22 protein-coding genes are annotated in these 21,849 nt (G+C 71.1%); 17 read left to right on the forward strand and 5 right to left on the reverse strand.

Going from position 1 to position 21,849, the window contains the following annotated elements:
* The first annotated feature begins 78 nt into the window (after positions 1-78).
* A complete protein-coding gene (locus H4W31_RS30090; protein WP_192769718.1) occupies positions 79-1,341 on the forward strand; it encodes an MFS transporter in 1,263 nt (420 codons plus the stop codon).
* 39 nt (positions 1,342-1,380) lie between these two features.
* On the opposite strand, the gene H4W31_RS30095 is transcribed toward H4W31_RS30090, so the two are convergent.
* A complete protein-coding gene (locus tag H4W31_RS30095; RefSeq protein ID WP_192769719.1) occupies positions 1,381-1,797 on the reverse strand; it encodes a VOC family protein in 417 nt (138 codons plus the stop codon).
* A gap of 119 nt (positions 1,798-1,916) precedes the next feature.
* Here H4W31_RS30095 and H4W31_RS44475 point away from each other — a divergent pair, with 119 nt between their 5' ends.
* From H4W31_RS44475 to H4W31_RS30140, 9 genes are all read left to right on the forward strand, one after another.
* Complete coding sequence (locus H4W31_RS44475) at positions 1,917-2,843, forward strand: helix-turn-helix transcriptional regulator (RefSeq protein ID WP_225947273.1); 927 nt, start codon at positions 1,917-1,919, stop codon at positions 2,841-2,843.
* Between the two features lie 144 nt (positions 2,844-2,987).
* Positions 2,988-3,539: a GNAT family N-acetyltransferase gene (locus H4W31_RS30105; protein WP_318783477.1), complete on the forward strand. Its 552-nt coding sequence runs from the start codon at positions 2,988-2,990 to the stop codon at positions 3,537-3,539.
* Positions 3,540-3,856: 317 nt separating this feature from the next.
* Positions 3,857-5,371, forward strand: coding sequence for a serine hydrolase domain-containing protein (locus H4W31_RS30110; RefSeq protein WP_318783478.1), 1,515 nt, complete (start codon positions 3,857-3,859; stop codon positions 5,369-5,371).
* 11 nt (positions 5,372-5,382) lie between these two features.
* Complete coding sequence (locus H4W31_RS30115) at positions 5,383-6,483, forward strand: sensor histidine kinase (protein ID WP_192769721.1); 1,101 nt, start codon at positions 5,383-5,385, stop codon at positions 6,481-6,483.
* Positions 6,480-7,133: a response regulator gene (locus tag H4W31_RS30120; protein WP_192769722.1), complete on the forward strand. Its 654-nt coding sequence runs from the start codon at positions 6,480-6,482 to the stop codon at positions 7,131-7,133. The genes H4W31_RS30115 and H4W31_RS30120 overlap by 4 nt, the downstream gene beginning before the upstream one ends.
* A 109-nt stretch (positions 7,134-7,242) precedes the next feature.
* The gene (locus H4W31_RS30125; RefSeq protein WP_192769723.1) at positions 7,243-8,175 is read left to right on the forward strand and encodes an SDR family oxidoreductase; all 933 of its coding nucleotides are present in this window, start codon (positions 7,243-7,245) and stop codon (positions 8,173-8,175) included.
* A 105-nt stretch (positions 8,176-8,280) separates the two neighbouring features.
* Entirely contained in the window at positions 8,281-9,114 is an 834-nt protein-coding gene (locus H4W31_RS30130; protein WP_192769724.1) for a helix-turn-helix transcriptional regulator, read from the forward strand.
* Between the two features lie 125 nt (positions 9,115-9,239).
* Positions 9,240-9,578 (forward strand): YciI family protein, encoded by a 339-nt coding sequence (locus tag H4W31_RS30135; protein ID WP_318783479.1) that lies wholly within the window; start codon positions 9,240-9,242, stop codon positions 9,576-9,578.
* Complete coding sequence (locus H4W31_RS30140; RefSeq protein ID WP_192769725.1) at positions 9,575-10,891, forward strand: RNA polymerase sigma factor; 1,317 nt, start codon at positions 9,575-9,577, stop codon at positions 10,889-10,891. The genes H4W31_RS30135 and H4W31_RS30140 overlap by 4 nt, the downstream gene beginning before the upstream one ends.
* Positions 10,892-10,990: 99 nt before the next feature.
* Here H4W31_RS30140 and H4W31_RS30145 read toward each other — a convergent pair whose 3' ends face one another.
* Both H4W31_RS30145 and H4W31_RS30150 read right to left on the reverse strand, forming a co-directional pair.
* Entirely contained in the window at positions 10,991-11,845 is an 855-nt protein-coding gene (locus H4W31_RS30145) for an ABC transporter permease (protein WP_192769726.1), read from the reverse strand.
* A complete protein-coding gene (locus H4W31_RS30150) occupies positions 11,842-12,798 on the reverse strand; it encodes an ABC transporter ATP-binding protein (RefSeq protein ID WP_225945756.1) in 957 nt (318 codons plus the stop codon). Before H4W31_RS30150 ends, H4W31_RS30145 begins: the two co-directional genes overlap by 4 nt.
* Positions 12,799-12,893: 95 nt before the next feature.
* On the opposite strand from H4W31_RS30150, the gene H4W31_RS44480 reads away from it, so the two are divergent.
* Positions 12,894-14,126: a sensor histidine kinase gene (locus H4W31_RS44480; protein WP_318783480.1), complete on the forward strand. Its 1,233-nt coding sequence runs from the start codon at positions 12,894-12,896 to the stop codon at positions 14,124-14,126.
* Positions 14,123-14,782, forward strand: coding sequence for a response regulator (locus H4W31_RS30160; RefSeq protein ID WP_192769727.1), 660 nt, complete (start codon positions 14,123-14,125; stop codon positions 14,780-14,782). The genes H4W31_RS44480 and H4W31_RS30160 overlap by 4 nt, the downstream gene beginning before the upstream one ends.
* A gap of 23 nt (positions 14,783-14,805) precedes the next feature.
* Here the strand turns inward: H4W31_RS30160 and H4W31_RS30165 are convergent, their stop codons facing one another.
* Entirely contained in the window at positions 14,806-15,168 is a 363-nt protein-coding gene (locus H4W31_RS30165; RefSeq protein WP_192769728.1) for a DUF1304 domain-containing protein, read from the reverse strand.
* A gap of 249 nt (positions 15,169-15,417) precedes the next feature.
* Between H4W31_RS30165 and H4W31_RS30170 the strand changes: the two genes are divergently transcribed.
* Positions 15,418-16,968, forward strand: coding sequence for a peroxidase family protein (locus H4W31_RS30170; protein ID WP_192769729.1), 1,551 nt, complete (start codon positions 15,418-15,420; stop codon positions 16,966-16,968).
* Between the two features lie 247 nt (positions 16,969-17,215).
* Complete coding sequence (locus H4W31_RS30175; protein ID WP_192769730.1) at positions 17,216-18,499, forward strand: LuxR C-terminal-related transcriptional regulator; 1,284 nt, start codon at positions 17,216-17,218, stop codon at positions 18,497-18,499.
* 10 nt (positions 18,500-18,509) lie between these two features.
* Here H4W31_RS30175 and H4W31_RS30180 read toward each other — a convergent pair whose 3' ends face one another.
* A complete protein-coding gene (locus H4W31_RS30180; RefSeq protein ID WP_192769731.1) occupies positions 18,510-19,010 on the reverse strand; it encodes a MarR family winged helix-turn-helix transcriptional regulator in 501 nt (166 codons plus the stop codon).
* A 69-nt stretch (positions 19,011-19,079) separates the two neighbouring features.
* On the opposite strand from H4W31_RS30180, the gene H4W31_RS30185 reads away from it, so the two are divergent.
* The 3 genes from H4W31_RS30185 (at position 19,080) to H4W31_RS30195 (ending at position 21,822) form a co-directional block, all read left to right on the forward strand.
* Complete coding sequence (locus tag H4W31_RS30185; protein ID WP_192769732.1) at positions 19,080-20,315, forward strand: MFS transporter; 1,236 nt, start codon at positions 19,080-19,082, stop codon at positions 20,313-20,315.
* Positions 20,316-20,452: 137 nt separating this feature from the next.
* Positions 20,453-21,181, forward strand: a complete 729-nt coding sequence (locus tag H4W31_RS30190) for an HAD family hydrolase (protein WP_192769733.1) — start codon at positions 20,453-20,455, stop codon at positions 21,179-21,181.
* Positions 21,182-21,321: 140 nt separating this feature from the next.
* Positions 21,322-21,822, forward strand: a complete 501-nt coding sequence (locus H4W31_RS30195; RefSeq protein WP_318783481.1) for a GNAT family N-acetyltransferase — start codon at positions 21,322-21,324, stop codon at positions 21,820-21,822.
* Positions 21,823-21,849 lie beyond the last annotated feature (27 nt).

Here is a 21,849-nt window from a genome sequence, read left to right on the forward strand (position 1 = left end):
GCCCCCGGCACGAGGGCCCGTCGATGCCTGTGACCGGGACCACGGTCGGCAACCGGCCGGCCTCGTATGGTCGGCCGGATGAGTACGCGCGGCACGTTCCGGCGGTGGTCACCGATCCCACCGGCGGGGCAGCTGCGGACCCTGGCCTGGGGCACGTTGGCCAACACCGTCGGGTTGGGGCTGTGGTTCGCCGGCGCCGCCCTGTTCCTCACCCGGAGCGTCGGCCTGCCGGCCACCTCGGTAGGGCTGGGACTCACCGTCGCCGGGCTGATCGGGCTCTCGGCCAGCGTGCCGCTGGGCCAGCTTGCCGATCGACGGGACCCACGGTCCCTGCGCGCCCTGCTGCAACTGCTCCAGGCGGCGGTCGCGGCGTCGTATCTGCTGGTCCAGTCGTTTCCGACCTTCCTGCTGGTCGCGGTCGTCGACGCCCTCCTGGCCGCCGGCAATCTCTCCGTGCGGGCGGCGCTCGTCGCCGCCGTCGCCGGTCCAGCCGGCCGGGTCCACGCCTTCGCGACGCTGCGAGCCGTCGCCAACATCGGGATCAGTGCGGGGGCCGCACTGGCCGGGCTCGCGCTGGCCGCCGACAGCAGGCTCGGCTACACCCTGCTGGTGCTCGGCAACGCGCTCACGTATCTCGTCTCCGCCGGCCTGGTCATGCGGCTGCCTCCGTTACCGCCGACCCCGACAGATCCGGGTACGGCTCACCGGACGGCGCTGCGGGACGGACGGTTCCTCGCGGTGAGCGCGGTGTCCGCGGTGCTCGCGTCGCACAGCGTCGTACTCGGGTTGGTGGTGCCTTTGTGGATCGCCACCCAGACCTCGGCGCCCCGGGTGACGGTGTCCGCGGTGCTGGTGACGAACACCGTCCTGACGGTGTTCCTGACGGTAAGGATCAGCCGGGCCGTGGAGAACGCCGTCGCGGCCGCCCGGACGATGCGCCGGGCCGGGTTCGTGCTCGCGGTGGCCCTGCTCCTCTACCCGACGTCCAGCTGGTCCGGCACCGGCGGCACCATCACGCTGCTCCTGCTCGCGACCGTGGTCTACACCATTGGTGACCTGTTCCACGCGACCGCCGCCGCCGGCCTCGCCTACGAACTGGCGTTGCCGCATGCGATCGGCCAGTACCAGGGGGTCAGTGGCCTGCTGACCGGCCTGGCCCAGGCGATCGGCCCGGCCCTGTTCACGCTGCTCCTGCTCGACGGCGGTACCGCCGGGTGGGTGGTCCTGGCCGTCGTCTTCGTGGCGACCGGGTTGGTGACCCCGGCGTTGACCGCACGCGCCCTGGCCAGGCCCCCGTTCGGTCAGGTAACGCCGGTGGGGGGTACCCGGACTCCGGGGTGACTGGCGCGGAGGTTCACCGCCGCGAGGAAGGTGTTCATGTCACACCTCCGCCTGCGAGCCGAGGATCTCCAGGTAGTGCCGGTTGTACATCACGCCGAGGACGTTCCCGAACGGGTCGACCACGGACGCGGTGACGAACCCGGGACCGTGCTCGACCGGCTCCGCGTGCACCGTGGCGCCGAGGGAGACCAGCCGCTCGAAGGCGGCCCGGAGGTCGTCGACGTGCCAGTAGACCATCGCGCCGCCGGCCTTCTCGGACCGGTCCGGTGCGGCGAACCGACCGTCGATGATGCCGAGTTCGTGCTGGTAGTCGCCGATCCGGAACTCGACGTACGCGGGCGTGCCTTGAACGGCGCGGACGAAGTACGGCTCGATGCCGAGCAGTTCGGTGTACCAGGTCACCGCGGCGGTGAGGTCGTCGGCGAAGAAGTTGACGGTGGCGAGTCCTCGCAACATGGGCTGTTCCTTCCCTCGGTGGATGACACTGACCATTTTCCGATCTAAAGTGCTCACCAACTGAGCACTTTGCCGGAGGGATCGAGAAGATCCGCGCTGACCGACTCGTCGCCGTACTCCTGCTCCTACAGTCCCGGGGCCGGGCGACCGCCGCCGAGCTGGCCGCCGAGCTGGAGGTGTCCGTCGCCACGGCCCGCCGCGACCTGGAGGCGCTCTCCGCTGCGGGCATTCCGGTGTATCCGCAGCCGGGCAGGGGTGGCGGCTGGTCCCTCGTCGGTGGTGCCCGGACCGACCTCACCGGACTGTCGGCGACCGAGGCGCAGGCGCTGTTCCTGCTCGTCGGCCCGGCCGCGGCCGTCTCGGAAGAGGCCAGGGCGGCGCTGCGCAAGCTCGTACGCGCGCTGCCGCAGACCTTTCGGGCCGACGCGGAGGCCGCCGCCAGCGCCACGATGATCGACCCCACCCGGTGGGGCGAGCGCGATCGTCGCCGGCCCGAGATCGTCGACCTGTTGCAGGCGGCCGTGGTCCGTCGGCGGAAGGTGCTGCTGACCTACAGCAGCAGCGCCCGCGAGCGGACGGAGCGACTTGTCGACCCGTGGGGCCTGGTCGACAAGGACGACATCTGGTACCTGCTCGCCGGTACCGACCGAGGCCAGCGAACCTTCCGGGTCGATCGGATCGTCGGGGCCGAGCCGACCGAGCAGCCCGCCGATCGGCCGGACGACTTCACGCTCGCGGGCGCCTGGCAACAGGTCGTCGGCGAGGTGGAGCAGCGGCGGTCCCGTACCTGGGCGACCGTGCTCGTCGAGGCCCGGTTCGTACCCGTGCTCCGCAACCACTTCGGACGGCACTGCCACACCGACGCCGAACTCGACGACGGGCGTGCCCGGGTCCGGCTGGGCGCGCCGACCCCGTTGGACATCGCCCGGCACCTCGCCGGCTGGGGCGCGATGATCGAGGTGGTCGAACCGCGATCCGTCCAGGCCGAGCTGGCAAGGATCGGCGCCGAGCTGACCGGCCGGTACACCGGTACGCCCCGACCGTGACGGCCGTGCTGCCGCCGGTGCGTAGGCCGCCGAGCGGCGCCAAATCGGTGGTCGGCGGAGCAGGCCCACTGGTAGCGTCCGGCACCCGGCGCTAGCGGGGCGCCGCCTCGGGATGCAGCGAAGGTGGCGGTGGGCTTGTCGACGGTGTCCTTCCGAACTGCTGTCGCCACCGATGCCGAGGGCATCGCGGCACTCCATGCCGACAGTTGGCGCCGCCACTACCGGGGCGCGTACGCGGACGCGTATCTCGACGGCGACGCGCTGGCCGACCGGCGTACGGTCTGGTCGAGTCGGCTGGCGATGCCGGGAGCGGACAGCGTCACCATCCTCGCCGAAGCCGAAGCCTCGATCATCGGAATCGTCGGGTTCGTCCACGTCGTCCTCGACAAGGACGAGCGATGGGGATCACTGGTCGACAACCTGCACGTGACCCGTGGCCGGCAGCGGAGCGGGGTCGGTACCGCCCTGATCACCCGTGCGGCACGGGCGGTACGCGACCGGGGGACGACAGCCGCGATGTACCTGTGGGTGCTGGAGCAGAACACCGAGGCACAGGGCTTCTACGCGGCGCGGGGTGGGAAGCCGGCCGGGCGGGAACTCGTACCGCCTCCGGGTGGCGTACCGGACCGCCTCAACGGTCGTCCGGCGTGCCTGCGCTATGTCTGGCCCGACGTGCGCGACCTGCTGCACGGGTAGGGGTCCCGGTAGTACGGGCCGAAAACCACCGGATATCCGTGACCGGCGTTGATGCTCGCTCGGCGGGCCGACGCTGGTCGGAGCGGCTGCGGTCGTTTCCGGCGGTGGCCATTCTCAAGGAGCTTACAAATGGTTCCCAGCGCTCTTTGATCTCATTGGAGTGGCCTTCAGGAAACGTAGGTTATTGAAGATCATCTAGTCGGCTCGGTTCGGTCGGGCCTGACGAAGGTCAGGGGTGGTCCCCGTCGTTCGGGTCCTGTTCGGGGATACCGGGACTCCTAGCGTGGCTGACGTCAACGAGATGATCGGAGCGGGCTGTGGGGCAGGACAGGATTTGGTGGCGCGGTGTGGTGGCTGCGGCGACGGTGGGGCTGGTTGCTCTCGCCGTGCCGGGCCCGGCGTTCGCGAAGGAAGGACCGGATCTGGCAGCGGTCGAGCGGTTGGTGACCGACTTCGCTGACCAGGGAGGTTATCCAGGAATCGCCATCGCGATCACCAAGGGCGATCAGGTGGTCCACGTGGGCGGCTACGGCCACGATTCGTCGGGCGCAGCGGTGACCGCGACGACGCCGCTGCCGGCGGCGTCGCTCAGCAAATCGTTCACCGCGCTCGCCGTCATGCAGTTGGTGGAGGCCGGGAAGATGGCGTTGGACGCGCCGGTGCGCGGTTACCTTCCCGACTTCCGGATCGCTGACCCCCGGGGGGCGCGGATCACCGTCAGGCAGTTGTTGAACCAGACTTCCGGGATCACCGACGGGACACTTCCGGAGAAGAGCCTGCCGCAGCCGGACTCGCTGGCAGCGGCTGTCGTGCGGGCCCGCGACGCGACGCTTGCCGCCGACCCCGGCACGAGGTACTCCTACACGAATACGAACTATCACCTCGCCGCACGGCTTGTCGAAGTGGTCGCGGGTGAGCCGTTCGCGCAATACCTGCGGCGTCATGTGTTGGACCCGGCCGGCATGCAGGCAAGCGCCACGATCGATCTGACTCCTCGCGATCTGCCGCAGGATGTGCGCGAGGGACACATCTACGCGTACGGGGCGTCGATTCCGCTCGCCGAGCCGAAGCGGTTCGTCAACGGCTCCGACGGCGTGATCACCACGGCCGAGGACATGGCGCAGTGGCTGATCGTCCAGAACAACGCGGGCAAATCCGCCAACGGTGTGCCACTGGTCTCAGCGGAGAGTATCGCGGCCATGCACACGTCGTCCGACCCGCGGTGGACCTACGGGATGGGCTGGGACATCGACCAGGAAGGGCGGGTCCGCCACAACGGGGTGTGGTTCACCTACACCGCCAGCCAGCTTCTGCTCCCCTCCGGCTACGGCATCGCGGTCATCGGCAACAGCGGCATCGGACTGGGTAACGAGGGCACCGATCAGCTGGCAGACGGGCTTGCCACCCTCGTGGCGGGCGGCAAACCGTCGAGTGGCGCCCCGATACGGCTGATTGTCGACCTGGTTGTGGCCGGGCTGACCCTGTTGAGCCTGCTCCTCGGCCTGCGCAACCTACGCCGCACGCAGGCATGGGCGACGCGGCTCGTCACCCGGCCCGCCTGGCGGCTCGTTCTGCGGTTGCTGCCGAGGCTTGTCCCTCTCGCCCTGTTGGTAATGCTTCCCGATCTCCTCAGCCAGGTCGTCGCAGCCGGGCGTGACATCACCTTTGTCCAACTCGGCTACTACTCGGTGGCGTTGGTGACGTGGACGACGGTCGCGGCGGCGATGAACCTCGGCGTGCTCGGTACCCGCACCGTCGCCCTGGTACGACTGCGTCGGTCGACCGGCACGACGCCGGTGCCCGAGGCATCGGCCCAGCTCGCCGCGAGATAGCGTCGGCGATCATGACGAGAAACGGCGGCGGGTGGTTGACGAGATCACCCGCCCCGCCGTGGGCACTGGCCCTGCTCACGGCCCTGATGACGGTCGTCGCCCTGTCCAACCACGAGCTGCCAGGGTGGGCGTTGACCGGAACCCTGCTGGCGCCCCTCACCGCGGTGGCGCTGCTCGGGACGTACCCGTTGATCTCCTTGAGCGTGTGCGTGACCGCGAGCATGGCGACGGCGCTGGCCCTGGGCGACGCCGTCCCGGTGTGGAGTGCCGCGCTCAGCGCGGCGCTCGGTGTGATCAGCCTCCTTGCCGGCCGACGGATGTCGCGGCCGGCGCCCGCCCTCGCAGTTCTCGCGGCCGGGGCGGCGCTGGCCATCCCACTCGCTCTGATCGCGGAGGATGCGTGGATCACCGGACTGCTGCTGCTGGTCATGACGGTGGCGCTCCCATGGGTGCTGGGCCGCTCCATCCGCCAACAGGCCGAGCTCGTGGCGACCACCGCCGAGCGGACCCGGCTACAGGAGCGCACCCGCATCGCGCACGACATGCACGACACGCTCGGGCACGAGCTCAGCCTCATGGCGCTACGCGCCGGGGCCCTGGAGATAGCACCCGATCTTGAGGACCGGCATCGGATGGCGGCGGCGGACCTGCGGGCCGGGGCCGAGGCGGCGACCGAAAGGCTGGCCGAAATTCTCGGTGTGCTGCACGACGGCGAGCCCGCATCGCTGCAACCGGCCTCCGAGCGGATCGACGACCTGGTCGACCGGGCCACCCAAGCCGGAATGGCAGCGTCGTTGGAGTGGCGCGGCCGGCGACAACTACCTCCGATGGTCGACCGGGCCGCGCACCGTATCGTCCAGGAAGGGCTGACCAACGCCATGAAACACGCCGCCGGGACGGCCGTGCGGGTACGACTGGAGACAGCTGACGCCATGACCTTGTTGACCGTCACCAACCCCCTGCTTCCGGGTTCGCGTCCGGGCGCCGGTGGCCGGGCCGGCCTGGTGGGACTACAGGAACGGGTCAGGCTCGTCGGCGGAACGCTCCAGGCCGGTCCACACGATCACGTGTTCGAGATCGTGGCCACGCTGCCACACACGAGGGAATCATGATCCGGGTACTGCTGGCAGACGACGAGGTGATGATCCGGGCCGGGGTCCGGGCGATCCTCACCACCGACCCCGATATCGAGGTGGTCGCCGAAGCGGGCGACGGGCGGGAAGCCATCGAACTCACCCTGGCGCACCGCCCCGACGTCGCGCTGCTCGACATCCGCATGCCCCGCCTCGACGGTCTCGCCGCTGGCGCTGAGATCATCCGGGCGATGCCCGAGGCGGCCGTGGCCATCTTGACCACCTTCGGTGACGACGCCTACCTGACCCGGGCACTCGACGACGGTGCCCGGGGCTTCCTCCTCAAGTCCGGCAACCCGCGCGAGTTGATCGCCGGCGTCCACGCCATCGCCGCCGGTGGCGCCTACCTGTCACCGAAAGTGGCCGCGCGGGTGATCGGCAAGCTTCGCTCCACAGGACTCAGCCGCGCGACAACAGCACGGAGCAGGGTAGGGACGCTCACCCAGCGTGAACGCGACGTACTGGCGTTGCTGGGCGCCGGGCTGTCCAACGCCCAGATCGCCAACCAGCTCAACATCGTCGAAGGCACGGTCAAAGGCCACGTCAGCGCCATCCTGACCCGACTCAACCTGAGCAACCGGGTAAAAGCGGCCGTCCTCGCCCACGAAGCCGACCTCGTCACGGGATGAGGTTATCCAGGTACCGCTGATCCCTGGACAGATCTCGCCTGGATCCCATCGGTGGAGGTTGCCACTCTTGGCAGAGCCGAGAGGAACACCACCGACCAGGGGAGTAGTTGTGCAGGACGTGTCCGTACCCGATCTGACCGGAAAGCTCGCCGTGGTGACCGGTGCGAGCGACGGCATCGGCCTCGGCCTGGCCGTACGCCTGGCCCGAGCCGGCGCCGAACTCGTCCTGCCGGTCCGCAATCCGGGCAAGGGCGCCACGGCGGTCGACCGGATCCACGCGGCGGTACCGCAGGCCACCGTCTCCGTCCGGGAACTCGACCTGGCCTCGCTGGACTCGGTGGCCGCGCTCGCGGACACGCTGAACCGCGACGGCCGGCCGATCAACATTCTGATCAACAACGCCGGTGTGATGATGCCGGCCACCCGACACGCCACGGCCGAGGGCCTGGAACTCCAGTTCGGCACCAACCACGTCGGGCACGTGGCGCTCACCGGCCGGATCCTGTCGCTGCTGCGGGCCGGCCGGGCCCGGGTCACCACCATGTCGAGCGCCGCCGCCCGCTCCGGAAAGATCAACTGGGCCGATCCGCAGAGCGAGCGCGGGTACTCGGCGATGCGGTCGTACGGTCAGTCGAAGCTGGCCAACCTGCTGTTCGGCCTGGAACTCGACCGGCGCAGCGCGGCGGACGGCTGGGGCATCGTCAGCAACGTCGCGCACCCCGGCACCACCCTGACGAACCTGTACGCCTCCGGCCCGAACCTGGGCCGTCGACGCCGCTCGCCCGTCGAGTCGATCATGAAGCGACTCGCCGGCTGGGGAATATTCGTGCAGCCCGTCGATGCCGGCCTGCTGCCCGCGCTGTACGCCGCCACCAGCCCGCAGGCGCTGGGCGGGCGCTTCTACGGCCCGGACGGCTTCGGCCAGTTCACCGGTGGCCCGACGGAACTCGCCATCTACAGGTCGGCCCGGGACCAGGCCGACGCGGTACGGCTCTGGGACCTCTCCGAGCGGCTGGCCGGGGTCGATTTCGCCGCCGTCTGAGATCACCGCTGCCGGAGCCCGTTCCCGTCCGGGTTCGCCGACGACCGAGTATGCCGCCGCCGGAATCACCGCCGGCCACCGCCACAGGAGGGAAAACTGAGAATCATGGAACGGGACCGGCTCGCCGCCTTCCTCCGGACCCGGCGCGAGGCGCTGCAACCGGAGGACGTCGGACTGCCTCGGGGGCGGCGACGGCGTACCGGTGGGCTGCGCCGGGAGGAGGTCGCCGCGCTCTCCGACATGTCAACCGACTACTACAGTCGGCTGGAGCAGCAGCGCGGGCCGCACCCGTCCGAGCAGATGCTCGCCGCGATCGCCCGTGGCCTGCGGCTGTCCCTCGACGAGCGCGACCACCTGTTCCGACTCGCCGGTTACGCCACACCACGCCGGGTCCTGCGCGCGGACCACATCAATCCCGGGATGATGCGCATCTTCGACCGGCTGGAGGACACCCCCGCGCAGGTGGTGAACCTGCTCGGCGAGACGCTGACCCAGACCCGGCTGGCGATCGCGTTGCTCGGCGACGACAGTCGACACACCGGGCTGGCGCGCAGCCTGCACTACCGGTGGTTCACCGACCCGGCCACCCGGCGCAGCTACCCCGAGGAGGACCACCCGACCCACAGCCGGCTCTTCGCGGCCAGCCTGCACGACGCGTACACCCGGGAGGGCAGGGGCTCGCGTGCGGCCGCCATCGTCGACGCGCTGCTGGCGGTCAGCCCGGAGTTTGCCGAGATCTGGCGGGAACATCCCATCCTGGGCCCGTACTGCGCCCCGAAGCGGATCCAGCATCCGCAGGTCGGACTCCTCGAACTGGACTGCCAGACACTGGTGGATCCCGACCAGTCCCAGGCGCTCCTGGTCTACACCGCGGTACCGGGCAGCGAGAGCTACGAGAAGCTGCAACTGCTCTCGGTCCTCGGCGACCAGCGCATCTGAGCTCTCTCGTTCGCGGCGCCCGGTGGCTCCGGGGCGGTGCTGAGGCGCGATGTCGAGACCGGTCGCTCCGCTCCGACCTCTGCTGCGTGGGTGTCCGCCGTATCGGAACTGCCGGAGGAGTCGGGGTGAAGTACCTGATTTTGATCTACTGCGAGCCGGCCGACCGTGCCGGGCTGGCCGGGCTGACCGAGGCGCTGTTCACCGAGATCACCGAGTCCGGGGAGCTGGTCGCCGGTACGGCCCTGGCCGACCCGCTCGACAGCCGGACCGTTCGGGTCCACGACGGCGTCCCGACGGTCAGGGACGGGCCCTACGATGCCGTACGGGCGCAGTTGGCGGGGTACGTCGTCGTCGACTGCGAGCACCGGGACCGGGCCGGCGAGATCGCGGCGCGGTTCCCTTCCGCCCGGTCCGGCGCCGTGGAGGTACGCCCGATCATGGACATGTCCGGCCAGGAGATGTGAACGTCGGCACCGACATCGAGGACCTGCTGCGCCGGCTGGCGCCGCGGGTCCTCGCCGCGCTCGTCCGACGCTACGGACACTTCGAGATCGCCGAGGACGCCGTACAGGAGGCGTTGCTGGCCGCCGCGTTGCAGTGGCCCGACGGCGGGGTGCCGGACAGTCCGGAGGGCTGGTTGATCAGGGTCGCCTCCCGCCGACTGACCGACCAGTTGCGCAGCGAACTGGCGGGCCGGCGCCGGGCGGACCGGGTGGCCGCGCAGACCCCGCCGGACGAGTTTCTGGCGCCGGCCGCAGACGTCGAGGACCTGGCGGGCGCGGAGGACGACACGCTGACCCTGCTGCTGCTCTGCTGCCACTCCAGTCTCACCCCGGCGTCCCAGGTCGCGCTCACGCTGCGTGCCGTCGGCGGCCTGACCACGGTGGAGATCGCCCGGGCGTTCCTGGTACCCGAGGCGACGATGGCCCAGCGGATCAGCCGCGCCAAGCAACGGATCAGGGCCGCCGGTGCCCAGTTCCGGCTGCCGCCCGAGGCCGAGCGACCGGAACGGCTCCGTTCCGTCCTGCACGTCCTCTACCTGATCTTCAACGAGGGCTACACCGCCAGTTCGGGGCCGGACCTGCACCGTGGCGAGCTGACCGGAGAGGCGATCCGGCTCGCCCGGACCGTACGCGTACTGCTGCCCGATGACGGTGAAGTCGCCGGACTGCTCGCGCTGATGCTGCTCACCGAGGCCCGGCGGGCCGCGCGTACCCGGGCCGACGGCAGCCTCGTCCCGCTGGCCGACCAGGACCGCAGCCGGTGGAACCGGAGTTCCATCGACGAAGGCGTCGCACTGATCACCCACACGCTGGCCCACGCCCCGGTCGGCCCCTATCAGGTCCAGGCGGCCATCGCCGCCGTACACGCGGAGGCGGCGCGCGCCGAGGACACCGACTGGGCCCAGATCGTCGCGCTGTACCGACTGCTCGAAGACCTGGCACCCGGTCCCATCGTGCGGCTCAACCACGCCGTCGCGGTCGCGATGGTGCGGGGCCCGCAGGCTGGTCTCGCCCTCCTCGCGACGGTGGACACCGACGACCAGTTGTCCGGACACCACCGGCTCCACGCGGTCCGGGCGCACCTGCTGGAGATGGCTGGTGACCTCGAGGGCGCCGGTCGCTACTACCGGTCGGCCGCCCGCCTGACCACCAGCCTCCCCGAACAGCGGTACCTGCGGGGACGCGCGGCCACGCTCTCCATGGTGGACGGCCGTCCGGCCGCGACCCGGCCGGGTGGGGCGGGAACGGGTCCCACGCCCCCGGACGCCGGTTAGCGGGCCCCGGCCGATGTGCCTCAGGCGACACATCGGCCGGGAACCCTGGCCCACGTCGCGACCTACCGAGGTCTCAGACGTCGCGACGTACCGAGGTGTTCAGACGTCTCGGCGGCGGACGACGAGCAGCGCGACGACGACCGCGACGAGTGGCCAGGCCGCGAACACGATCCAGGACTCGGTGACCGTCGGGCGGTAGAAGCCGTCACCGGACGGCTCGGCCGAGAGCGCGGTCAGGCGCTCCCAGGCGGTGAGCACCATCGCGTGATTGATCGTGGCGGACCAGCGCGTCGTGAGCGAGAAGAAGGACGGCAGCACGAGCAGGACGAGAATGCCGGTGACCATGGTGGTGGCGCTGTGCCGGATCAGCACGCCGAGCCCGAGGCCGATCAGTGCGCAGACCGGTGCCAGCAGCGCCGACGCGACCAGGGCCCGGACCGCGATCGGGTTGGTGATCGACACGGACGCGTCCCGCCCACTGAGGATGGCCTGGGAGACCGCGAACGAGCCGGCGGCGATGACCGTGCCGACGACCGTCCAGGCGACGGTCACCACGGCCGCCTTGGCCAGCACCACCGCGCCGCGGGCGGGAACCGCCACCGTCGTGGTGCGGATCAGGCCGCTGCCGTACTCGTTGACGACGGCGATCGCGCCGGCGCTGACCGCGACGAGCGCCAGCGCCCAGTAGCCGGTCAGCGGAAACGCGTCGGAGAGCGCGAACATCGGCTCCCGCTGCGTCTCCGGGCTCATGCTCGGAAAATCGGTGTAGTCGTCCCACGCCTCGACCGCGGCGAAGGCGATGACGACCAGGGTGACGAGGCCGAACGTCCAGGGCGTCGACCGGAGCGACCGCATCTTGATCCACTCGGCGGCGAGCAGGTCGCGGAACCGGGCGGGTGGATCGGCGACGAGCCCGGCCGAGCTGGACGGCGCGACGGCGGCGGGGACGCTCATCGCTGCTGCCCGGCCAGGTACTCGACGCTGTCGGCGGTGAGTTCCATGAATGCTTCCTCCAACGAGGCGGTTCGGGGGGTCAGTTCGTGTAGGACGATCTTGTTGTCGAAGGCGAGTACGCCGATCCGATCCGCCGGCAGCCCGGTCACGGCCAGCCTCCCGACCCCGTCCGGGACGTCCGGCTCGACCTGCGCACCCGCGGCGGTCAGTACCGCCGCGAGTTCGGCGGCCTGCGGGGTACGCAGCACGACGCTGAGCCGGGTGCTCCGGGCGGCGAACCGCGACAGCGGCTCGGCGGCGATGAGCCGGCCCTGCCCGATGACGATGAGTTCGTCGGCGGTGTTCTCCATCTCCGTCATCAGGTGGCTGGAGAGGAAGACCGTGCGGCCCTCGGCGGCGAGGCGGCGGAAGAGGTGCCGCACCCAGAGCACGCCCTCCGGGTCCATCCCGTTGATCGGCTCGTCGAAGATCAGCACCGGGGGGTCGCCGAGCAGTGCGGTGGCGATTCCGAGCCGCTGCTTCATGCCGAGGGAGTACCCGCCGACCCGGCGCCGCGCCACGTCGGTCAGGCCCACCTCCTGCAACACCTCGTCCACCCGCCGCAGCGGAATGCCGTTGCTGCGGGCCAGCGCGGACAGGTGCGCCGTGCCGCTGCGCCCGCCGTGTACGTGGTGCGCGTCGAGCAGCGCGCCGAGGTGCCGCAGCCCGCGTCGGTGGGTACGGAACGGGACACCGCTGACGGTCGTGCTGCCGGCGGTGGGTGCGTCCAGGCCGAGGATCATCCGCAGCGTGGTCGTCTTGCCGGCGCCGTTGGGTCCGAGGAACCCGGTCACGTGCCCGGGGCGGACGGTGAAGGACAGGTTGTCGACGGCGGTCTTGCTGCCGTAGCGCTTGGTGGCTGAGCTGACTTCGATCACAACGTCGATGCTGTCCGGTACGCCGAATCCGGACATCCGGCCACCGACGGCAATCGCCGGGAAGGGTTAGCCCGTGGGCGTACGCCCGTGGTGTGATGCCGGGTCCGGCGCGAGCTGGCTAGTCTCGCGGCGTGGATGCCATCCCTTTTGCCCTCCGCCCGCCGCTGCGGCACCGCGTGCCACCGGCGGCCCGGACGGTCCTGGCCTGGGGCGGAATCGCCGCGTTTCCCTTCTTTCTGGTTCTTACCGTATTGGTCATCTCAAATGATGGCAGGCCGTACGTCAACGTGCTGGAGAGCATTCCGCGGTACCTGCTTCCGGCCATCGTGATGGCGCTACCCGCCACCCTGCTGCGCCGCAGCCCGCTGACCACCCTCGCGCTGATGCTCGTCGGCTCGGCCGGCCTGACCACCGGGATCAGCCTGGACACCCCGGGATACCTGGGCGACCTCCGCTATCTGCAACTGTTCGCCATCGACGTCGTCGTGGGCTTCGTCGCGGCGGGCCGACCACGCCGGATCTCGGTCGGCACGGCGGTGCTGGCGCTCTGCGCCCAGATCACCATCGGCTACACCAACCCGGTCAGCGACGATCCGATCTTCCAGCCCGAGATACCCTCCCTGGCGATGATCGCCGCCTGGATGATCGGCAACTCCGTCCGGGCCCGCCGGCAGCACGCCGAGGCACTCCGCGCCCAGGCGACGGTCCAGGCGGTCACCGCCGAGCGGCTGCGGATCGCCCGCGAGATGCACGACATGGTCGCGCACAGCATCGGCATCATCGCGATCCAGGCCGGCGTGGGCAGCCGGGTCATCGACACCCAGCCGGCCGAGGCCCGCAACGCGCTACGGGCGATCGAGGCGACCAGCCGGGACACCCTCGCCGGACTGCGGCGGGTCCTCGGCGGCCTGCGACCGGGACAGCAGGACACCGGATCCGAGCCGGCGTCGCTGAGCCCGACGCCGGGGCTGGCCGACGTGGACCGGCTGGCCGCCACCACCTCGGCGGCCGGCGTCCGGGTGGAGGTGTGTTGGCGGGGGGAGCGGCGCCCGCTGCCGGCCGACATCGAACTGTCGGCGTACCGGGTGATCCAGGAGGCGGTCACCAACGTGGTGCGGCACGCGGGCACCGCGCGGTGCCGGGTGAGCGTCGAGTACCGGGCCGAGGAACTGCACGTCGAGGTCACCGACGACGGGCACGGCGCACCGGCGCCCGGCACCGGCCACGGCATTACCGGGATGCGCGAGCGGGTCGGGCTGCTGCACGGCGAGTTCAGCGCCGGGCCACGACCGGGCGGCGGCTTCCGGGTGTCGGCGACGCTGCCGCTGCGCGAGCCGGTCAGCACCCCGGCAGCGCCGCGATGAGCGTCCGGGTGGTACTCGCCGACGACCAGCCGCTGGTCCGGTCCGGTCTGCGGGTGCTGATCGCCGACGCCCCCGACCTGACGGTCGTCGGCGAGGCCGGAACGGGCGCCGACGCGGTCCGGGTCGTCCGGGACCTCCAACCCGACGTGGTGCTGATGGACATCAGGATGCCGGGGATGGACGGGATCGAGGCCACCCGGCAGATCGCCGCCGGATCAGGTCCGACCCGGGTACTCGTGCTGACCACCTTCGACTCCGACGACCACGTCTACGGGGCGCTCCGGGCCGGCGCCAGCGGGTTCCTGGTCAAGGACATGGCGGTGGACGACATCCTCGCCGCGATCCGGGTGGTCGCCGCCGGTGACGCCCTGATCGCGCCGGGCGTCACCCGGCGTCTCATCGCGGACTTCGTGAAGTCCCGCGAGTCGGCCGTCCGTTCCGTGCGGCCGGTCGCGGGCATCACCGAGCGGGAGCGGGAGGTGCTGACCCTGATCGGACGTGGCCGGTCGAACAGCGAGATCGCGGGGGAGCTGTTCATCACGGTCGCCACCGCCAAATCCCACGTGGCGCGGCTGCTGACCAAGCTCGCCGCCCGGGACCGGGTACAGCTGGTGATCATCGCGTACGAGACGGGGTTGGTGACGCCGCCGGGCTGAGTAGGGACCGGCGCCTGGTCGGATCAGTGCGCGGCCAGTACGAGCGCCAGGCCGATCGCCGCCGGTACGGCCTGCACCAGCAGGATCCGCCGGCTGGCCGTGGCCGCCCCGTAGAGACCGGCGACGAGTACGCAGGCGAGGAAGAACACCTTGGCCTGGAACGCGGTCGTGCCGTCGGCCAGCAGCGACCAGACGAGTCCGGCGGCGAGGAACCCGTTGTACAGACCCTGGTTGGCCGCGAGGGTGGCGGTCGACCGGGCAAACTCGGGCTCGGTACCGAACGCCCGCCGACCCCGTGCCGTCGTCCAGAGGAACATCTCGAGGACCAGGATGTAGACGTGGATCGCGGCGATCAGGCCGACGGCGACGTTTCCGGCAGTACTCACGCGACGGCACACTACCCGGGTATCCCGACCCGGCGGTGCTGAGCTGGTCGAACGTGGCAGCCGCCGAGGGCGGTACCGGTGCTGGCGGACGGCGGCGCGTACCCGGTGGTCCGCCGGCCCGGGAACCCACCGGAAAGCCTTGGGGGCGCTGTGTCAGCGGCACGAGCCGGCGGAGAATCGCGGATCGGGGCATGGCTTTTCGGCCCGTGTGATCGGCGCCGGCCGTGCCGCTTGAGGCAGGTGGGTGTCATGGACAGGACCCGGGAATCCGAACCGACGCAGCCGAGCGGAGTCAGCCGCCGTGGTTTCCTGACCGGCGTGGGTGCCGGCGCGGCCGGCGTGGCGCTGGCGGCACCGGGCGCCGCGAGCGCCGCACCGGCGGTCGCGGCGACCCCGGCCGACCGGTTCGGCCGGATGTTCCCGGAGCTTCCCTCGTTCGTACCGGCCGACGACCGGCGCCGCAGCGCGCTCACCGATCTGGGCCGGGCCGGCGGCATACTCGACGCCCGGGACAACCTCGCCGTCGGGCCGGTACTGCTGATCACCGACCCGGCGCAGAGCGTCAACAACCCCGACAACCCGACCCACACGGCGGGCACCACGTTCTTCGGCCAGTTCCTGGACCACGACATGACCTTCGACGCGGTGTCGCCGCTGGGCGTGCCGACGGCTCCGGAGTCCACGCCGAACACCCGTACGCCGGCGCTGGACCTGGACACCGTGTACGGCGGTGGGCCGGTAACCAGTCCGCACCTGTACGAGCCCGACCGGATCCGGCTACGGATCGAGTCCGGCGGCCTGTTCGAGGACCTGCCCCGGCAGTCGAACGGGGCGGCGATCATCGGCGATCCGCGCAACGACGAGAACCTCATCATCTCCGGTATGCACGCGGCGTTCATCCTCTTCCACAACCGGGTGGTGGCTCGGCTCGTCGAGGAGGGGGTGCCGGCGGCCGACCAGTTCGCCCGGGCCCGGCAACTCGTCACCTGGCACTACCACTGGCTGATCGTGCACGAGTTCCTGCCGCAGATCATCGGCGCCGCGGCCGTGCAGGACATCCTGACCCAGGGGCGTCGGTGGTACCGCCCCGAGCCGGGGCCGGCGTTCATTCCGGTCGAGTTCCAGGGCGCGGCGTACCGGTTCGGGCACAGCATGGTCCGGCCCTCCTACCGGGCCAACCTGGCCGGCAACCCGGACGGTACCGCCTTCTTTGGCTTCATCTTCGACCCGGCGGGGGAGGGCCAGGCGGACCCGGTGGACCTGCGGGGCGGCCGGCGGGCGCCGCGACGCTTCATCGGGTGGCAGACGTTCTTCGACTTCGGCGACGGACAGATGCGCCCGAACAAGCGGATCGACCGTCGGATCTCGACCCCGCTGTTCCAGTTGCCGCTGGGGGCCATCTCCAGTGGCGCTCCACCGATCTCGTTGCCACAGCGGAACCTGCTCCGCCATCTGACCTGGAGCATTCCGGCGGGTCAGCGGATCGCCCAGCTGATGGGGGTGCAGATGCTGCATCTGCAGGAGCTGGCGGGTTCCGGTGTGGCGCTGGAGAACCAGAGTCCACTGTGGTACTACGTGCTGGCCGAGGCCGAGATGCTCGCGAACGGGCTGCACCTCGGCCCGGTGGGCGGGCGGATCGTCGGCGAGGTGTTCATCGGGCTCCTCCAACTCGATCCGAACTCGTATCTGGCTGCCCAGCCGGGCTGGACACCCACCCTTCCGGTCCGTGACGCGGGCACCTTCCGGATGACCGACCTGCTGCGGTTCGCCGGGGTGGATCCGGCGAGTCGGGGGCAGTGACCGTCGGTCGGAAGCGGCGCGTCACCCGGCCGCTTCCGACCCGTTCGCCCAGCGCCGTCCCCGGCCGTTCGCCCAGCGCCGCTCGTGGCCGGGCGGGGGGACGGATGTCGAAACCCCCTAGGCGGATGCCTTCGCGCAGATCTTGTATAACAATGATGTGCGTCGATGCAGCACTTGCTTGACACGTCGCCCGAGCATCGGGATCAGGCCCGATGCCGGGCGGTGGCGCGAGCCGGGGGAGGCGAGCGTGCAGGCAATCCGAGGCCCGGAACAGTCGGTACGACTCGCCATCCGCTCGGCTCGGCGGCTCTTCCGGGACGCGCTGGCGACCTGCCTCGCCGCCGAGCGGGAGTTCAGCGTCGTTGGTCACGTGCCGGACGAGGCCGATCTGCTGGCGCTGTGCGCATTGCGCGCGCCGGACCTCGTACTCTTCGACATCGGCGGGGCGGTGGGGCCGAAGCCGCTGACCTCGCTGGCCGCGTTGCATCGTCGGTGCCCCCGGACGCGGCTGCTGGTCGTCTACGACGAACTGTCCCGCGCGGAGCTGACCGCGATCTGGCAGGTCGGGGTGGACGCGATCCTGCCCGGCTCGCACAGCCTCGACGCGCTGATGGTGGTCCTGCACCAGCACGCGGCGGCGGTGCGCTCGGTGTCCGGCCCGGTCCGCCCGGACACCGGCCTCAGCGATCAGGAACAGGAGATCATCGCGCTGATCGCCGGCGGGCACACCGTCAGCCGCATCGCCGAGCTGCTCGGGCTGTCATCCGGTGCCGTGGAGAACCGTAAGCGCCAGATCTACCGGAAGCTGCTGGTGTCCAGCCAGAGTCACGCGATCGCCCGCGCCACGGCGCTGGGTCTGGTCAACCGGGCGCCGAGCCGCCGTAGCCGGGCCCGTACCCGCGGTGGTACGACGCTGGTCGTCCTGCGCGGGCCGATGACGGCGACGCTGCGCCAGGCGATGGCGGTGCTGACGGCCAACGGCGTTGACGTCGTCGTCGAGGACGGCGTCCGGTACCAGGGCGGGATTGCCGTACAGGATGGGTCGCCCACCTGCCCGCCGGTGCTCGTCCTGGTCGATCCGGCTCCGTCGGACTGGCCGGGGGTCGACGAGAGAACCGCGCCCGTGCTGCTGGTCCGGTCCGAGCCGATGAGTCCGGCCGAGACGATCGCGGCACTGGCCAGTGGGGTGGCCGGGGTCGTCGCGGCGGAGGATCTCGTCCAGACCCTGGTGCCGGCGTTGGTGCTGACCGACCACGGTCACGTGACCGTCGAACCCGGCGCGGCGGACGCGTTGGTGGCCGGGATCGGCGCCCGGTTCCTCGACGGGCAGCAGGGGCTTCCCGAACTGACCGCGCGGGAGTCGGAGATCCTCGACTCCATCGCCTCCGGTCACACCGTGCGGCAGACCGCCCGGCGGCTGGGCATCGCGGAGAAGACGGTGCAGAACATCCAGGCCCGGATGTTCCGGAAGCTGGGTACCCAGAACCGGGCCGGTGCGCTGGGCGCCGCCCACGCCCTCGGCCTGCTCTGACCGCCGATCCTCAGGGTGCCGGCGGCTGTTCGGCGGCGAGCATGATCCGGCGCAGCAGGTCGGACAGGGTTCTCCGCTCGTCGGCGGTCAGGGTGCCGAGCAGGCGGTACTCCTCGTGACCGAGGATGTCCATCGCGCCGAGCCAGGCGGCCCGGCCGTCCTCGGTGAGTTCGATGTCGATCCGGCGGCGGTCCGTGACGGACGGCGTCCGCCGGACGAATCCCCGGGCGACCAGGGCGTCGACCCGTGCCGTCACCGACGGGGGCGCCAGACCGAGGTCGTCGGCGAGTTGCGACGGCACCGCCCGGCCGTGCCGTCCGGCGAGTGCGTGCAGGGTGTCGAACTCGTGCCGTTGCAGATCGAAGTCGACCAGGGAGTTCTCCCGGAACCGGCGCAGGTGTTTGGTCACCAGTTTCATCCGGGTGACCGCGGCCTCGACGTCCGGGTCGAGGTGGGGCAGGACGGGCAGCCAGCGCGCGACGTGTCCGTCGGTCCAGTCTCGGTGTTCCACGCCACAACTCTACGTCGACACGGAATTATTCGTTGACGAAAGGTTCGACGTCGAAATACTGTCCCTGGCGTGCCTCATCCGCTCCGGCTCCGCGCCTTCCAGCTGCTCTTCCTCGGCCGTACGCTGTCCGCGCTCGGCGACGCCGTCGTGCCGGCCGCACTCGCGCTCGCGGTGCTCCGGGTCACCGGTTCGACCTCCGCGCTCGCCCTGGTGCTCGGCTGCGCGATGGTGCCCAGACTGCTGCTCCTGCCGATCGGCGGCGTGATCGCCGACCGGTTCAACACCCGGATCGTCGCGATCAGCACCGATCTCGTCCGCTGCGGCACACAGGTCTTCATCGGTGTCGAGCTGCTCAGCGGCACTCCGACACTGCTGCCCATCGCCGCCGCCTCCGCCGTCGGTGGCGTCGCGTCGGCGTTCGCGATGCCCACCACGTCACCGCTGGTCGCCGGAATCGTCGACGGTCCAGGACGGCAACGGGCCAACGCCGCGCTCGGTGCGGCCCGCAGCGCCACCGGACTCGCCGGCCCGGCCCTGGCCGGGGCGTTGATCTGGGCAGCCGGTCCGGGCTGGGCGTTCGTCCTCGACGGCGCGAGCTTCGCCGTCAGCGCCGCGCTGCTCGCCGTGCTGCGGGTACGCCACACGCCGATCGAACGGCGCTCGCTCCTGGCCGACCTGCGGGAGGGCTGGGCGGAGGTCCAGTCCCGCGACTGGTACTGGAGCAGCCTGGTGGCGCACGCGGTCTGGAACGGTGTGGCGGCGGTGCTGGTCACGCTCGGCCCGGCGGTGGCGATCAGCGAACTGGGCGGTGAGGGCGTCTGGGTCCTGGTGCTCGAAGCGGGCGCCATCGGTCTGCTGATCGGATCCCTGCTGGCCGGCCGGGCCCGACTGAAGCGGCCGATCCTCGTCGCCAACCTGGGTCTCGCCACGTACGCGCTACCGCTCACCCTCTTCGCCGTCGCCGCGCCGTCCTGGGCGGTGATCGTCTCCTACGGTGTCGCGCTGGCCGCCCTCGGCTTCCTCAACCCGGTGTGGCAGACGGTCGTCCAGGCGGAGATACCACCACACACGCTCGCCCGGGTCACCTCGTACGACTGGCTTCTCTCGCTGGCCGCGATGCCGCTCGGGTACGTACTCGCCCCGCTCGCCGCCGACGCCTGGTCACCGTCGGTGCCGCTGGGAATCGGCGCGGTGATGGTCGCGCTGGTCTGTCTGGGCACCGCGGCCGTGCCCGGCGTACGCCGACTTCAGGTCAGCCGGCCGACGGCGCAGCCACAGCCGGAGCCGGCGAACGCGTCCGGTTAGTCCGGACCGGGCTCCGCGATGCCGGCTCCGATCGCCACCACTGAGCAGTCGCTCAGCCGATCGGCCGATGACCCGGTCGACCGATCGCCTGGTCGACCGGGTCCCGATCTTGGCGACCGTCGTGACACCATGCGCCGGTGACGTCGACCCGACACACGCACGTTCTGTTCGACTTCTTCGGCACCCTGGTGGACTACTCGGCCAGCCGGACCGAGCAGGGGTACCAGCGCTCGCACGAGTTGCTGCGCTGGTACGGCGGGCGGCTGGACTATCCGGACTTCCTCCTGGAGTGGTCGCGGGTCTGCACGGACTTCGACCGGAGCTGCGACCTGGACGACCACGAGTTCGCCATGGAGGAGGTCACCGAGGCGTTCCTCTCGGCGGCGCTGGGCCGAGAGCCGGACGCGGCCGACGTACGGGCGTTCGTCGACACCTACGTCGCGGAGTGGAACCGGGAGGTCCACTACCTGCCCGGCATCGCCGACCTGCTGTCCGGACTCGCCGCCGACTACCGGCTCGCCGTGGTCAGCAACACCCACCATGCCCCGCTGGTCCCCGCCCACCTGGCCGCGATGGGGGTCGAGTCGCTGTTCGACGCCGTGATCACGTCGGTACGGGTCGGCTGGCGCAAGCCCGACCCCCGGATCTACGCGGCGGCACTCGGGGAACTCGGAGTGGCCGCCGAGTCCGTGGTCTTCGTGGGCGACTCCATCGAGCCGGACTACCACGGGCCACGGCGGATCGGCATGTTGGCGTACCTGATCGACCCGACGGGTCAGGCGCCGGTGCCCGACCGGCACCGGCTGGCGTCCGTCTTCGACCTGCCGGGTCGGCTCGCCGGGCTGACCACGGTTCCGCCGGACTGACCACGGTTCCGCCGGACTGATCCCTCGGCGTCGTCGCGAACGGTCCGGCCGTACCGGACCTCGCCGGCCCGGCGTGACCGCCGGACCGGTCGGCGGGTGCTGCCCGGATATCCGCTGGACGCGGTGGCGAGACTGGGCGGGTGGAGACGATCACAACCCGGGCCTGGACGGTCCGCGACGAGCCCGTGGACGGCGCGACGGCCAGCGCGCTGCTACGCGACTACTACACCGACATCGTCGGCCGGTACCACGGCCGTCCGGCCGAAACTGCCGAGGTCGACGCCGTGCTGGAAGAGGAGCCGAGCGACGATCTGCGACCGCCGACCGGCCTGTTCCTGGTGGGCTGGTACGACGGCGAGCCGGCCGGCTGTGTCGGGCTCCGGCTCGGCGACCTGCCGGTGGCCGAGATAACCCGGGTGTACGTCCGGCCGTCGGCCCGGCGGCAGGGCGGCGGCGCACGGCTGCTCGACGCGGTCGAGGCGGCCGCGGTGGCGTACGGCGCGACGACGGTACGGCTGGACACCCGGCACGATCTGGTCGAGGCCCGGGGGCTGTACGCCCGGCAGGGTTACCGCGAGGTCGCTGCCTTCTCCGTCTCGCCGTACGCCGACCACTGGTTCGAGAAGCGGCTGAGGGGTTGACGGAAGGCGCCGGGGCACGGCGGTGCG

This window comes from Plantactinospora soyae, from assembly GCF_014874095.1.
Lineage (GTDB): Bacteria > Actinomycetota > Actinomycetes > Mycobacteriales > Micromonosporaceae > Plantactinospora > Plantactinospora soyae.